The organism is Bacillus sp. JJ675 (assembly GCF_036963165.1).
GTDB classification, from domain to species: Bacteria; Bacillota; Bacilli; order Bacillales; family Bacillaceae; genus Bacillus; species Bacillus glycinifermentans.
The window spans coordinates 19,368-32,744 of record NZ_JBALMR010000041.1; the positions used below are offsets into that span (position 1 = coordinate 19,368).

Sequence of the window (13,377 nt, forward strand, 5' to 3'; positions counted from 1 at the left end):
TTAACCATAAGCCAAGCAGAGAGGCCTCACTCTCATTGGCTTTTTCTATTTATTTTGATTTTTTACGCCCCATTCACATAACTCTTCCAAAACCGGCAATAGAGTTTCCGCTTTTTCGGTGAGACTGTACTCGACTTTAGGTGGAACTTGAGGATACTCTTTCCGGTTCACCAGGCCATCCGCTTCCAATTCTTTAAGTTGTGCGCTCAACGTTTTATAAGTAATAGTCCCTATCTGTCTTTTCAGCTCATTAAAGCGAACCGGTTGATTTTCTGCGAGGAGGTAAATAATAACCATTTTCCATTTGCCGCCGATCACGGACAATGTGTAGCCAAAAGGTGTATCTTGAATATTTTTAACTTTGCCTTTATACTCAGCCATACTCATTTTTACACTCTCCTTTTGGATAGTACCTATCATTAAAGTGCGTACTATTTTTTTATTTTCGTTCATTTTATACTAACCTTACTTTGAAGTAAAGGAGACTAAAACATGGCTAAAAAAACGATACGGCTGTTAATGCCGCAATGGCAAGGCGGAAACAACCCCAACTACTCCTTTGGAGCCGAACTGCTTGCTTGGCTGGCTCCTGACAATGATCAACCCCTTATTCATGTTCCGGTTCAAGCTTATGATGGAACACCGCTTGAAAACGAGAACGGTATGAACGGAAGAAAACAGCTGCTTGAACAATTAAAATCTGCACAGCATATCATTCATGCTCACAAGCCGGACCGCATTGTCATGTTTGGCGGTGACTGTTTAGTCGAACAAGCTCCATTTGCTTATTTAAACGAACGATACGGCGGAGAATTAGGGTTAATTTGGATCGATGCCCACAGTGATTTAGTTAGATATAACGGGTATGATAACGGACATACATTGCCTCTCGGGAACCTTTTGGGTGAAGGAGATGAAGAGTTCGCAAAACGTGTGAAAATTCCTCTAAAACCTGAAAATATCTTTATCGCGGGACTGGCAGCTCCTACAGAACAAGAAGCAAAAGTGATGTCAGAAGAATTTCAAAGGCTGGGGATAGCTCCTGCAGAACAAGACACAGAAATGATTCAAAGACTGGGTATTAGAACTGCTGGAACCGAAGAGTTAACGAACAGTACGGAATCAATAAAAGAGTGGATTAAAGAAAGCGGCATTAAACACCTGGCGATTCACCTTGATTTAGACGTGCTCGACCCTAAGGCATTTCGTTCTATTTTATTTGCAAACCCTGAAGCACCTGTAAATTATTCTCCTGAGGGAACAATGCAAATGCCTCAACTGCTTAATCTGCTGAAAGAACTCTCTGAAGAAACGGATGTAGTCGGATTAGGCATTACCGAGCATTTGCCGTGGGATTCTATTCATTTAAAGAATCTGCTTGGAGAGATGCCTATTTTAAATCAATAACCTCATCATCGGAATGATAAACAGAGTTCAGATCCGTGTATTAAAATCACTACAGATGTTCCACATTAAATATGCCTAAAACCCATTATTCTTAGACTGCAGGGTTTTTTCGACAGCCAGAGCAGGCGCGAAATGCAGGACAAAGAAATACGCGAAAACCAAAAATACCAAGGGCGCCAAAACCCTTGGTATTCCTATCATGCAGCCGAGAGGACTTGAATTTCAGGTTATTCATCCACTAGGCCCTGAGGTAAAGTGAAGGCTTATTTTCAGCTGCAAAACCCCGTCAATATCCCCTGCTTTAACTCTTCCCCATGAGCCGCAGCAAGCAATTATTAATGTCTTTCATTGATGGATCTTCACTCACTAGAGCTCCTTTTATAAAGCCCTGCAATAACATACTATATGCCATTTAATTTCATGAAATATAATCATGTGAGAATACCTTGGAGTAATCTCATGAATATTTCATCTTTTTTAATATACTGTTTTATTATTACTTTTACACCGGGGCCTACTAACATTGTCATATTATCCACGGTGAATCATTTGGGGACAAAAAAAGCAATGGAATATACGTATGGAGCAACTATCGCTTTTGGTTTATTACTTGTTATTTCTGCTATGCTGGTAACGATACTCCCCAAAATTTTAATCGTTATGCAGATCACCGGAAGCCTTTATATGCTGTATCTCGCTTATCAAATTTACAAAATGGATGCATCAAAACCAACTGTAAACCAGACTGGCACCTTTTGGTCAGGCTTCCTTATGCAATTTTTGAATCCAAAGGTGGTGCTGTTTACAATGACTGTAATCCCCAGCTTTGTTATGGAAAATGAGACGTCAGTGCCTGCAGTGATCATAAGTGTCTTCGCTATCACTCTCATTGGATTTTTAGCATTTGCTGCATGGGTTCTGTTCGGCACCATTTTCAAGAGGTTATTACAGAGGCATAAAAAATTTGTTAATGTAATGATGGCATTATTTTTAGTTTATGCCGGCATCATGATATGGATAAGGTAAGTTATCAAGAGGTGATGAAATGGACAAATTCATCTATAAAAAATCGGCAGGTATTACTGCACTGTCAGCAAGCTTTACTGATTTTACATATAAAAAACACTCTCACAAGGAGTATGCAATAGCATTCAAAAGTATACCTTAGATGGCAGCTTACAATTATCATATCAAAATGGTGTTATGCTTTTTAACCCGGAACAGGCACATGATGGAATGGCATATGATGAATCAGGGCTTGATTATGTGATGCTATATATTGAGCCGCAATTGCTATTAGATGTTATTGAGAAAAAGGATATGGTACGTTTTTCAAACCCTATTGTATATGATTATAAACTTAAACAAAGGATATTATGTCTTTCTTCTGCAATATTAAACGGAAAAGATGAAGCGTTGTGCAGTGAATTACTCTTATCTCTTACAGATAGCCTTATTCAAACTAATCTTTCCACAGACTGTAAGAAAGATAGCGCCATCATTCGAAAAGCAAAGGATATGCTTCATTCCAACTTAGAAAATGTACTTAAACTTGATGAGATATGTAAAGAGCTTCATTTATCCAAGTTTCAGTTTATCAGATTATTCAAATCCCATACCGGAATTTCGCCATATCAATACTTTCTTAACTGCAAGATAGAACGTGCGAAGCAGTTAATAGAAAAGCAAAGGGATGTTTATGCAGCAGTAGCTGAATGCGGTTTTGTCGATTTAACCCATTTAAATAAACATTTTAAAAGCGTATATGGAACAACAGCATTTGAATATATGTCTCATTTAAATTAAAAGCTACTTGCTAGATCAGAAAAAGAATCTAAATTAAGGAGGAATAAAATTGTCTTTAAAAATAGGCGCAGAAGATATTGAATTGTTTACTAAAGTTTCAGGTGATGAAGCAACTCTTCACCTAACTCCTGATGACCGCCGAAGACTTGTAATTCAGGGATTGCTAACCGCTACTTTACCAGCGAAGATCGGCATGTTTCTTTTTAAGAAAGGACCTAAGTCGACATTGTAATTGAAAATCATAGGTGTTATGCCGGCTCGATTCATTTAAGCTTTTATGAATATGAGCGCTATGTTCTTTGCTCCTGCTTAAGACTGTTCCAAATTTTTATGGATACAACAGCAATCAAAACAAACGATACGATAACTAAGACGATACCCGCTAAAGACTTGCTAAAGCTTATTCCTAAAAAGCTATATAATATCATGAATGGGATATTCGAGATCATGATGGTGATAATGTAAGCAGAATACTTTAACCCAACCGCTGCCGATAAAAAACAAATTGCATCTGTTGGGGCTATCGGACAAATTATTCCCAGTGCCAAAAATTTATAATTGTAAGTCTCCAATGAAGTTTTTAAATCTGAATGTTTACTCTCTAAAAATCGATCGATTTTTTCACGGAAAAACATTTTTGAGAAAATATAAACCAGCGTTTCGCTCACAACCATGCCCGTCATTGATAATAAAAAACCAAGCATCGGTTCGAAGCATATTCCCCCTAACAACATGAGAGTTGAACCTGGAATAAGAAAGAGAAGCCTAACGATCCACAGAGCACTAAACAGCAACATTGCATCTTTTGTATTTCCAGATATAAATTCCTTTAACCCGCCCATATCGACTGGCAGCAAATGAAAATGCTTTAATAGATAAATGGCCAAAACCCATAAAGCTGCAATAACTACTTTCTTTTTCAATTCCTTCACTCTCTTCGCTTTCGTTACATACATGATAAGCAATGGGAATGAAGGAACACCCCTTAAAATTCTTAAGGATTCTTAAGTTTAAAAAGCTTATGGAACGTTTCATCCCATAAGCCCTTATATACGGATCGGATGTTCAACAATAAAGCTCAACCAACCATCTTTATATTCGGCATAGATATGACCATGATGAAGTTCAACAATTCTTTTTGAAATGGCAAGTCCAAGTCCGGTTCCTTGATTATCTGTTCTCGCCATATCACCCTTGAAAAATCGTTCAAATAATTTGTTTATATCGTTAGCCGGAAATTTATCAACTTTGTTTGATACTTTCAAGATCGCTTTGTCGCCGATTACTTCAAGGCTTATTAATAATTCAGACGGTTTCATACTGTATTTTACCGCATTCATAAAGAGATTATCATATACACGAACCATCTTTTCTATATCCATTAAAACAGGAACATTTTCTTCCGTAATTGATTTTAGAACGCTTAATCGTTCCTTTTCAAAAATCGGAATATATTCTCCGACAATTTGTTCCAATAAACCTGACAAGTCTGCTTCATTAAGGCTTAACTTAACGTCCGGGCTTGATAAATGAGTATATTCAAACAGTTCATCAATCAGGTATTTGAGCCTTTGCGATTTTGAATAAATCGCTTCAACGTATTCCTGAAATTGTGCTTTACTGCCGTATTGTTCGTTTTTTAGTAAATCCAAATATCCGATAATCGATGTTAATGGTGTCCTTAAATCATGAGATACATTTGTGATAAGTTCATTTTTCGCCTTTTCTAATTGTCTTTCATGTTCAAACTTATTCTCTAATTCTTTGGACATATGATTGATATTTTGTGCAAGCCGGGTCAATTCATCCCAGCTCTCAAGCCTGATTGTCAAGCCGAGTTTTCCATTTGCAATATGGTGAACACTCTCAGTAATGAGTTTCAAATATAATATTTTTTTCCGTACCATTAACAAAAAGACTGCAATAAAGGAAAAAATAGCTGCTAAATACTGAAGCAATATCATAAAATAGCTGCTGCGAAGGCTAAAATCTGTAAGGTAATGTATTTTATATAGATACACAATAGATAAAATAATCAGGATCATCATACCGAATGAAACAACAAAACTGATTGCTATCACTCCAAGAAGCTTTACAATCAGCTTATTCCCAAACGTTCTCATATTTTATACCCTGTTCCCCAAACCGTTTTAATGTAAATAGGATGCTTGGGATCTTCTTCGATTTTTTCTCTAATTTTTGTAATATGCACCATCACAGTATTATCCGATTTAAAAAAGTCTTCCTTCCATACAGCTTCATATATTTTTTCGACACTAAGAACAATCCCCTTGTTTACACAAAGGAATTCAAGTATATCAAACTCTTTCGGAGTAAGCCTTACTTCCTTCCCCCGCACCCACACTTGCCGTGTATCTGTATTTATGGTCAAATCGCCAATTTCAATGACGTTCTTAGTGTTGTTGGCATCATTATTGTATTTTTATACCTTCTTAATTGAGATTTGACCCTGGCGATTAATTCCAACGGATTGAACGGCTTTGATAAGTAATCATCGGCACCGGAAGCAAGCCCTTGAATTTTATCCATATCTTCCGATTTTGCAGAAAGCATGATAATAGGCAGAGTTCGTTCTTGCCTTATCTTCATACACGCTTCAATTCCATCCATGTCAGGCATCATAATATCCAAAATCATGAGGTCAAACTCTCTTTGTTCCAATAGTTTTAAAGCTTCAATCGCATTTTCAGCTTTTTGGGTGCACAGACCTTCATTTTCCAAATAAACAGAAATAAGGTTTCTGATATCTTTGTCATCATCAACAATCAGAACGTTAGACTCCATATGATTCCTCCGTATTAGTTACTTCGAGCAGCTAAAGACATAAGCCGGCGGCAAATTTCTAAACTCTCTTTTTATATCTATTTTGGCAAAAAACTGTTCAATAAACGTCTTTTTAAACTTAGTGTATTGGAACGTAATGAATTGTCCATCCTTTTTTAAGATTTTGGCGGTATTTAATAAAATGTTGACTGAAACGCTTTTTGGCAAACTTGCAAAAGGGAGGCCGGAAACAACGTAGTCTGCATAAGGAATACAATGCTCCTTTAAATACCCGCCAATATTTTCGGCAGATCCATATACATTGAATACATTCTTTTCCCCTTTAAATTTTTCTTTCAACAATAAATGAAATTCTTTATTGTTTTCCACTAATAAAACGATCGTCTTCGGGTTTCGCTTTTCAAGCAGTTTTTCTGTAAATACGCCTGTACCAGGTCCATATTCGACAATGTATTCAGCTTTCTGAAAATTGATTGTTTCCATCATTTTATCTCCAAGAAACCTTGAACTGGGAAGGACGGCACCGACAGCTCTTGGATGAACGATATATTGAAATAAGAAAGACAGACGCTTCATATTTAATCTCTCCATTTGTTTTGAATTTATAATCATACTTTACATTTAAAACATGAAGAAAGAGGCATAAAAAATCTTAAGAATTCTTAAGATTTGGTGAAGCTGAAAAACAATCAATATCCCTGCTGGATCCTCATATCGATTTCATCAAAGTGAAACCAGACAAACGCGGACATGCCACAATAGATGTTTATGGTCGTCTCTTTCCTAATAAACAAACAAAAACTGCTGAGTAAGTCGGATTATTTTATAACAGGTGGAGTAAACTTCAGGGATAAAAAAACACCATGAATTACACCCCTGGTATTCCTTTGATGCGGTTAGCTTAAAGGCCGGTAATTAAAATCAGACTTACCAAACCGGCTCTTCATTTTGTCAAGTCTCGAGACCCGTCTTCAATGATTAGTCAATGATATATTTCCCTGTATGTCTTCTACCAAAAGAAAAACCATGAAGAAACGCTCTTTCTTCATGGTTATATTAGGGCAGCGTTTATTCGGCTGCCGGTGTAAGTGAGCTGCCTTCCCATAGCTCTCCCTTATTCAGCGTCCAACTGTCATTATAGAGATTAAAGGCACCCTGATTAGCCGCAGGGCTCCACCCCTCATCCCAAGCTAAGAAATAAATGGTTTTCGGATATTTTTGTTTAACTGCATTGATAAATTGAGAATAATCCAGGCTGCCGTTTGTTGTTTGCGGACCGACTTCTGTAAAGGCAAATGGCTTATTAAGCGCCGTTAACTCGTCATATCCTTTGATCGAATAAGCATCTGAGAAATACGCGTCTAATCCGACAATATCAACATATGAATCCCCAGGATAAAAGTCTGTCTTAAAGTCGCGGTTGGCGTCTGGTGCATAAACCCAAATCAAGTTGTCCAATCCTCTTGTATCGGTCATATAATGATAGATTTTTTGGTAAAGCTGTTTGTATAGTGATATTCGCTCGCTATCCTTTTGGTTATAGCCGGTAAGCCCCCACCAGAACCATTCTCCGTTCATTTCGTGAAGAGGTCTGAAAAGAACTGGAACGCCTTCATTTTTTAACTGCTGAAGGCCATCTGCAACCTTGCTCAGTACAGCATCCAATCGTTTGCCTTCTGTGGTTGATGAGTCTAAGATTTTTTCATACTGACTGCTTGAGATCTTTGTTTTGTAATTGCCGGATTGAAACGCAGGATTAGGAAGATGCATGCTGATCTGAGGTATGCCTCCGCTCTTCCAATGAGAGATTAGATCGCTGTTACAGCCATAGTCGATCGCATCGGCAATATGAGCTGTCTCCAGCCATCCTCTCGAATAATCACAAGCATACACGGCAGATGACTGCCCTGTAGCATCTTTGATTCGATTGGCTTCTTTCATAGAAAACGTCGCATTAGAATATCCGCCGAATGCACCTGACAGTACGCGATTTTCCGATCGGTTCGGCAGATGAGCAAGCCAATTCATCAGCTCCTTCGTTGTCGACTGGGCATTTTGGTTCACCGGATTCACTGTATGAGCAGATGCCGTCTGCGAGAAAGCTGAAACAATTAATAAAGCAAGCAATAAAGAGATTCCAAATTTTTTGTACATAGCATAATCTCCATTTTCTTAAATTTCATCAATTTCTTTTAAAAAATTATTAAAATATTAAAATGATATGATGCACAAATGCCGGTTTTCTCGTTCGTGTACCACCCTCCTCTTCTTGATCTGCTGCTTGACTGCTCAACCCCCTTCAGCTTGAGAAAAGGGAATATGCTCCTTATCCAATTTTTAGGGAGCGAAACTTATCATAAATTGAAATTTACTTTTTATCACCATACTGTTGGCCTGTTTTATTTCAGTCTTTAAGGTGCACTTTTTTATTCCAATTGCCTCTTTTTGCCTATTTATATTTGTTGCAATACGTACGATAAAAAGAGGTGGATGATTTTTTCACCCCCTGCTTTTTATGCCCCTGCTCTTTTTTAACCACTGCAAATAAAACGCTGCTGCGGGTATGGCAACTTTTCATAACATCAAAAAAATAGAGGAGTAAACACATTGTCTACGCCTCTAACTTTATCTATTTCAATTTTCTCATCGGATATACTAATCATTTAATCCTTTGCCTTCGAGAATTTTCTGCACATATTTTTCAATCCTTGAGACCCGGGTTTTGGATTGTTTGGCTTGAGAAAAATAAAGAATGTAAGCTCTTTGCCGTCCCGGGGTCAATGCTTCAAAAGCGGTTTTCAAAGCAGGGATTTCATCGAATTTATGTTGAAGTTCTTCAGGAATAGTGAATTCTGCATCCTTTTTAAAATCTACTTCCAAACCGGCTTTTTCAACTTCAATGGCTTCATTAATATAGGCTTTCAAGATGGTTTCCATTTCAGCTATTTCCTGAACGTTGGTGAACCGAATCTGGCGCGCCGCTTGTACATTCTCCGTTTGTTGGATGAGAATCCCATTGGGGTCCTTTAACAAGGCGCCTTTGTGAAACAGAAGCGCACAATATTCTTTAAATCCATGTATTAAAACGATGTTTTTATTATTAAACGTGTAACAAGGGTGCATCCACTTAAATTCCTCAGTCAGCCCACAGTCAAGAACGATATTTCTTAGCTTCTCATATTCTTCCTTCCACTTTGCAGCTTTACTTAAAAATTCATCAACCTTAGGATTCATTCCGCTATTTGTCATCAAGGAACACCCTCTTTCCAAGCAGTTTGCTTTTTCCTATGCGTTAGCTATATTACATTTCCGCTAACAATTTCTTAAGTTCTTCGCCCATTCTCGCCCAGCCATATGTCGCACCTTTAAACGCTTGATCTTCTTTTTCGAATCCTGTTTGTTCAAGATGTAGGCAGGTTGTTCCATCCTCGTGCTTTAATGTCCATGTGACTGTCGTGTTTATCCCGCCGCCTGCCCAAGTATAAGATAACTTGTAAGGCTCGTCTACTTCAAGAACTTCAGAGTCAATAACTAAATTCCACTGTTCATTCCGGAACTGAAATTTATGTCCGACGACAGGCTTAAAATCATTAGGCATGATCCATTTTGCAAGCGTATTTGCATCCGTTAAGGCATGCCATACTTTCTCGATCGGGCTCTTATAATGAAAATCTTGTGATACCGTTAAACTCATTTTTTTTGTTCCTCCTGTAGTATTTGGTCTAAAAGCAACATTCTTTCGCTCCAGAATTTCCTGTAAAACGATACCCACTCCTCAATTTCTTTCAATGGGGCAGCATTCAGCCGATAGCGCGTTTCTCTGCCGGCCTTTCTGCTGATGACGAGACCTGCATCTTTAAGGATTGCCAAATGCTTCGAAACAGCAGTACGGCCCATGTCAAAATGAACGGTCAGCTCTTTGAGTGGCAATTCTTCCGCGTCAGCCAACAAACGCAGCAATTTGCGTCTTGTTGGGTCAGCGACAGCTCCATAAATATCGCGCTCTTGATTGTTCTCGTTCAAAATCCTCCTCCCCTTAATTGGACACCAATTGGTGTCTTGATTATAGGACACTAATCGGTGTCATGTCAAATTTATTTTTGACATGACGGTATTGTTTTTATTCTCCTATCATCAATTTGATCAATAGATTAAGGGGTGAAGGTTATGCAACAATAAAAGAAAGGCTTGGATATGCTTCTGTAAAGACGACAATAGATGTTTAAAGAGAACGTTTAAATGAGTAAAAAAATATGAAAGCAAAATAAAAAATACCAAGGGATTGTAAATCCCTGGTATTGCAATGATATCGCCGAGAGACTTGAATTATTGGCACGTGAATCCCAACCAGCCATTCTATCAAAACCTTCTATTGCGGCACACAAACTTTTCTTTTTTATTCTCGAAACTGAGGAAATGTGTTAACATATGCAATAAATGGATACAGAGAACGTCTTGATTATGAAAGGGGTTTGCATCATGAAGCAAAAAATTCCATCAGAGAATGTTGCTATAAAAATCAATGATTGGTATTCGATGATACGCCGAAACCAAGTCACAGATGCAGAATTTATTAAAGCCGAAATTCAACAAGAGCTTGAAGAAATGGAAGAAAATCAAACAGTATTGTTGTATTACTCTTTAATTGATTTCCGTCACAATCTCATGTTAAAAGACATGAAGCCAAACGACGCAATAGACATCTCTGATTCATTATCGAGTATTGAAACCAAGAAAGAGGACATGCAAAACACACAAGTTGATGAAATGATCCACTACTACTATTGGTTTTTTAAAGGGATGTACGAATTTAAGCAGCACAATTTCAATACGGCCATAACCTGTTACAAAATCGCCGAAAAAAAATTGGCATCAGTTGACAGCGAAGAAGAAAAAGCCGAGTTTTATTATAAGCTATCGGAAATTTATTATCACCTTAGACAAAACTACATATCCATGAATTATGCCACAATGGCGCTCGATACATTCAAAGCTCATGAGACCTTGATAGAAAAAGAAATATATTGTTACTTCGTGATAGCCGGAAATCAAGTTGATACCATGAAATATAAAGACGCCTTAACAACCTTGCAATCCGCTTTACTTGAAGCAAAGAAAACGGATAGTAACCTCTTGTTAGCGTCGGCTTATTTTAATTTGGGGAACTGTTATTTTTATTTGAAGCAATTTTCTGAATCATATGAACATATATTAAAGTCTTTATCAATATTTAAAAAAGAAAATTCCCGATATATCCCTAAAGCTTTATTTCAGCTCATGTATGTCTGTTTAAAACAAGAAAATTATACAGAGGCCCTAAACCTTTATGAACAAGGTATTGAACAAGCCAGGTCTGTCAATGACAAATCCCATGAAGCCCAGCTTAACATATTGAGAAAAATCTATCTTGATCATGATTCTGCAGAGGAGGAATTCAAATATCTTGAAGATAAAGGCCTGTATGCAGATGTTGAGGAATTGGCTTTCGACGCGGCAGAATATTATAATAAAATTGGTAAACTTGACGAATCAGTCCAATTTTACCGAAAAACGATTCAGGCAATGCATATGAATAAAAAGGGGAGTTGATTTTTATGAAAAACAAAATTCTACTCGGTATTGCTTTATTCTCTTTGGCCGCATCAACAGCGATTTCGGCTAAATTTGCTACCCCCTCCGACTCTTACCAAATCGCCGGAAGAATGATTACATCATCGATCAATGAATTTCAAACCTCCGGAAGAATGATTACATCGTCAATAAACGATTTTCAAACATCCGGAAGAATGATTACATCGTAATAAACGACTTTCAAACATCTGAAAAGCAATCACTTAAAAAAGCAGGCATATGCCTGCTTTTAAATGTTGTATAAAAAACTGAAGCTGAATATCGAGCAAAAGATGATAAAGAATGAAAAATAAAATGGTGGAGCCAAGAAAAGCATTTAAGGCTGTTGCTTTTCTGATAAACGAGCAAACAATATCAAAAGCATTTTATCACCATCATGTTGGTGTCGCTGATCAATGGAAGGCCTTTTTCCTCTAAATTTGATAAACCTTCTCACCTTGTTTTATGATTACTGTCAACTTGACAGGGACAGTTCAAAAAAATCAACTATATTATTATGGTTTAACTTCTTTATTTCCGCCAATTAATAAGGTTACTGCAACACTTGTTATACTGACTAAAGTTCCTGCAATAGAAACAAGAATCGTCAAAAAGCCATTGGGAATTAGAAATCCAATTGGAATTAGCACCATAAAAGTTAAAACTATAAAACATTGATATACTCCGGATATGATTCTTACAACCAAGTTGCCAAAAAAGGACATGGCTAATGGAGGGATGAATAGAAATACAACTATTCCAATCGATATCATTAAGATAATAGGCTCATCAAATGAAACGGCATGATCTCCAAAGGAATTTTTCGCAGCCGCCAGTACAACAAATATAGACATAATCAGTGTAAGAAAAACAAGAGAAAACCTTTTTAACATCGTTATGCTCCTTTTTCATAAATGTACCTAAAAACGGGTACCCTGCCTATTTTCAATTTTCATCACCGTTTTTTATTGTTTAATGAAAGAATATGCAGTCAAATGGCAGCTATGGGTAATATTTTCACCACTTACCATTAAAGCATAACATATACAGATTAGTAAATAACCGCATTAAATTCCGAATAGCCAGCATAGAGCAAGCTTTCTCCCATAGCCGCATTTTCTGCATAAAAAAATAATACCAAAGGTGGTTAACCCTTGGTATTATTAGGATGCGGCCGAGAGGACTTGAACCTCCACGGGTTATTCACCCACTAGGCCCTCAACCTAGCGCGTCTGCCATTCCGCCACGACCGCATGATGAAGTTGTAAAGTGCGGGTGAAGGGACTCGAACCCCCACGCCGTAAAGACACTAGATCCTAAGTCTAGCGCGTCTGCCAATTCCGCCACACCCGCTTATGTGACATGGTGAGCCATGAAGGACTCGAACCTTCGACCCTCTGATTAAAAGTCAGATGCTCTACCAACTGAGCTAATGGCTCATATATGGCTGGGCTAGCTGGATTCGAACCAACGAATGACGGAGTCAAAGTCCGTTGCCTTACCGCTTGGCTATAGCCCAACAGATATGAGAAATGACCCGTACGGGATTCGAACCCGTGTTACCGCCGTGAAAGGGCGGTGTCTTAACCACTTGACCAACGGGCCATATGTGTATTCAGCGTCATATTCTTCAATGGCGGAGAAGGAGGGATTTGAACCCTCGCGCCGCTTACGCGACCTACACCCTTAGCAGGGGCGCCTCTTCAGCCACTTGAGTACTTCTCCATATGGCTCCACAGGCAGGATTCG

14 protein-coding genes, 6 tRNA genes and 3 pseudogenes are annotated in these 13,377 nt (G+C 38.0%); 7 read left to right on the top strand and 16 right to left on the bottom strand.

Annotated elements, in window-relative coordinates; all coding sequences use genetic code 11:
• Nucleotides 1-45: 45 nt before the first annotated feature.
• Entirely contained in the window at nucleotides 46-387 is a 342-nt protein-coding gene (locus tag V7126_RS11200; protein ID WP_175077258.1) for a winged helix-turn-helix transcriptional regulator, read from the bottom strand.
• Between the two features lie 105 nt (nucleotides 388-492).
• On the opposite strand from V7126_RS11200, the gene V7126_RS11205 reads away from it, so the two are divergent.
• The 4 genes and pseudogenes from V7126_RS11205 to V7126_RS11220 form a co-directional block, all read left to right on the top strand.
• A complete protein-coding gene (locus V7126_RS11205) occupies nucleotides 493-1,407 on the top strand; it encodes an arginase family protein (RefSeq protein WP_335497596.1) in 915 nt (304 codons plus the stop codon).
• A gap of 459 nt (nucleotides 1,408-1,866) precedes the next feature.
• Nucleotides 1,867-2,433 carry a LysE family translocator gene (locus tag V7126_RS11210; RefSeq protein ID WP_175077230.1) on the top strand — a complete coding sequence of 189 codons (567 nt, stop codon included), beginning with the start codon at nucleotides 1,867-1,869 and terminating at the stop codon, nucleotides 2,431-2,433.
• 19 nt (nucleotides 2,434-2,452) lie between these two features.
• Nucleotides 2,453-3,213 (top strand): annotated as a pseudogene (locus V7126_RS11215) (helix-turn-helix domain-containing protein).
• A gap of 49 nt (nucleotides 3,214-3,262) precedes the next feature.
• Nucleotides 3,263-3,406 (top strand): annotated as a pseudogene (locus V7126_RS11220) (enoyl-CoA hydratase); the annotation flags it as partial.
• Between the two features lie 97 nt (nucleotides 3,407-3,503).
• On the opposite strand, the gene V7126_RS11225 reads toward V7126_RS11220, so the two are convergent.
• The 8 genes and pseudogenes from V7126_RS11225 to V7126_RS11260 all read right to left on the bottom strand — a co-directional run bounded on the left by V7126_RS11225 (nucleotide 3,504) and on the right by V7126_RS11260 (nucleotide 10,041).
• A complete protein-coding gene (locus V7126_RS11225) occupies nucleotides 3,504-4,145 on the bottom strand; it encodes a TVP38/TMEM64 family protein (RefSeq protein ID WP_335497597.1) in 642 nt (213 codons plus the stop codon).
• A gap of 114 nt (nucleotides 4,146-4,259) precedes the next feature.
• Entirely contained in the window at nucleotides 4,260-5,336 is a 1,077-nt protein-coding gene (locus V7126_RS11230) for a sensor histidine kinase (RefSeq protein ID WP_175077229.1), read from the bottom strand.
• Nucleotides 5,333-6,018: pseudogene (locus V7126_RS11235) on the bottom strand (response regulator transcription factor). Before V7126_RS11235 ends, V7126_RS11230 begins: the two are co-directional and overlap by 4 nt.
• 18 nt (nucleotides 6,019-6,036) lie before the next feature.
• Nucleotides 6,037-6,594, bottom strand: coding sequence for a class I SAM-dependent methyltransferase (locus tag V7126_RS11240; protein ID WP_175077228.1), 558 nt, complete (start codon nucleotides 6,592-6,594; stop codon nucleotides 6,037-6,039).
• A gap of 492 nt (nucleotides 6,595-7,086) precedes the next feature.
• Nucleotides 7,087-8,172 (bottom strand): glycoside hydrolase family 26 protein, encoded by a 1,086-nt coding sequence (locus tag V7126_RS11245; protein ID WP_175077227.1) that lies wholly within the window; start codon nucleotides 8,170-8,172, stop codon nucleotides 7,087-7,089.
• 501 nt (nucleotides 8,173-8,673) lie between these two features.
• Complete coding sequence (locus tag V7126_RS11250; RefSeq protein WP_175077226.1) at nucleotides 8,674-9,267, bottom strand: YdeI/OmpD-associated family protein; 594 nt, start codon at nucleotides 9,265-9,267, stop codon at nucleotides 8,674-8,676.
• A 52-nt stretch (nucleotides 9,268-9,319) separates the two neighbouring features.
• Nucleotides 9,320-9,712 carry an SRPBCC family protein gene (locus V7126_RS11255; RefSeq protein WP_175077225.1) on the bottom strand — a complete coding sequence of 131 codons (393 nt, stop codon included), beginning with the start codon at nucleotides 9,710-9,712 and terminating at the stop codon, nucleotides 9,320-9,322.
• A complete protein-coding gene (locus V7126_RS11260; protein WP_046132186.1) occupies nucleotides 9,709-10,041 on the bottom strand; it encodes an ArsR/SmtB family transcription factor in 333 nt (110 codons plus the stop codon). Before V7126_RS11260 ends, V7126_RS11255 begins: the two co-directional genes overlap by 4 nt.
• Before the next feature lie 456 nt (nucleotides 10,042-10,497).
• Here V7126_RS11260 and V7126_RS11265 point away from each other — a divergent pair, with 456 nt between their 5' ends.
• From V7126_RS11265 to V7126_RS11275, 3 genes are all read left to right on the top strand, one after another.
• A complete protein-coding gene (locus V7126_RS11265; RefSeq protein WP_175077224.1) occupies nucleotides 10,498-11,607 on the top strand; it encodes a Rap family tetratricopeptide repeat protein in 1,110 nt (369 codons plus the stop codon).
• A gap of 5 nt (nucleotides 11,608-11,612) precedes the next feature.
• Complete coding sequence (locus V7126_RS11270) at nucleotides 11,613-11,819, top strand: hypothetical protein (protein ID WP_335497598.1); 207 nt, start codon at nucleotides 11,613-11,615, stop codon at nucleotides 11,817-11,819.
• Nucleotides 11,820-11,931: 112 nt separating this feature from the next.
• The gene (locus tag V7126_RS11275) at nucleotides 11,932-12,066 is read left to right on the top strand and encodes a hypothetical protein (RefSeq protein WP_272901904.1); all 135 of its coding nucleotides are present in this window, start codon (nucleotides 11,932-11,934) and stop codon (nucleotides 12,064-12,066) included.
• Between the two features lie 77 nt (nucleotides 12,067-12,143).
• Here the strand turns inward: V7126_RS11275 and V7126_RS11280 are convergent, their stop codons facing one another.
• The 7 genes from V7126_RS11280 to V7126_RS11310 all read right to left on the bottom strand — a co-directional run bounded on the left by V7126_RS11280 (nucleotide 12,144) and on the right by V7126_RS11310 (nucleotide 13,353).
• Complete coding sequence (locus V7126_RS11280) at nucleotides 12,144-12,521, bottom strand: hypothetical protein (protein ID WP_175077223.1); 378 nt, start codon at nucleotides 12,519-12,521, stop codon at nucleotides 12,144-12,146.
• A gap of 276 nt (nucleotides 12,522-12,797) precedes the next feature.
• Nucleotides 12,798-12,881 (bottom strand) — tRNA-Leu (locus V7126_RS11285).
• A gap of 17 nt (nucleotides 12,882-12,898) precedes the next feature.
• Nucleotides 12,899-12,981, bottom strand: a tRNA-Leu gene (locus V7126_RS11290).
• Between the two features lie 10 nt (nucleotides 12,982-12,991).
• A tRNA-Lys gene (locus V7126_RS11295) sits at nucleotides 12,992-13,067 on the bottom strand.
• A gap of 5 nt (nucleotides 13,068-13,072) precedes the next feature.
• A tRNA-Gln gene (locus V7126_RS11300) sits at nucleotides 13,073-13,147 on the bottom strand.
• Between the two features lie 14 nt (nucleotides 13,148-13,161).
• Nucleotides 13,162-13,233 (bottom strand) — tRNA-Glu (locus V7126_RS11305).
• Nucleotides 13,234-13,262: 29 nt separating this feature from the next.
• Nucleotides 13,263-13,353 (bottom strand) — tRNA-Ser (locus V7126_RS11310).
• Nucleotides 13,354-13,377: the final 24 nt, after the last annotated feature.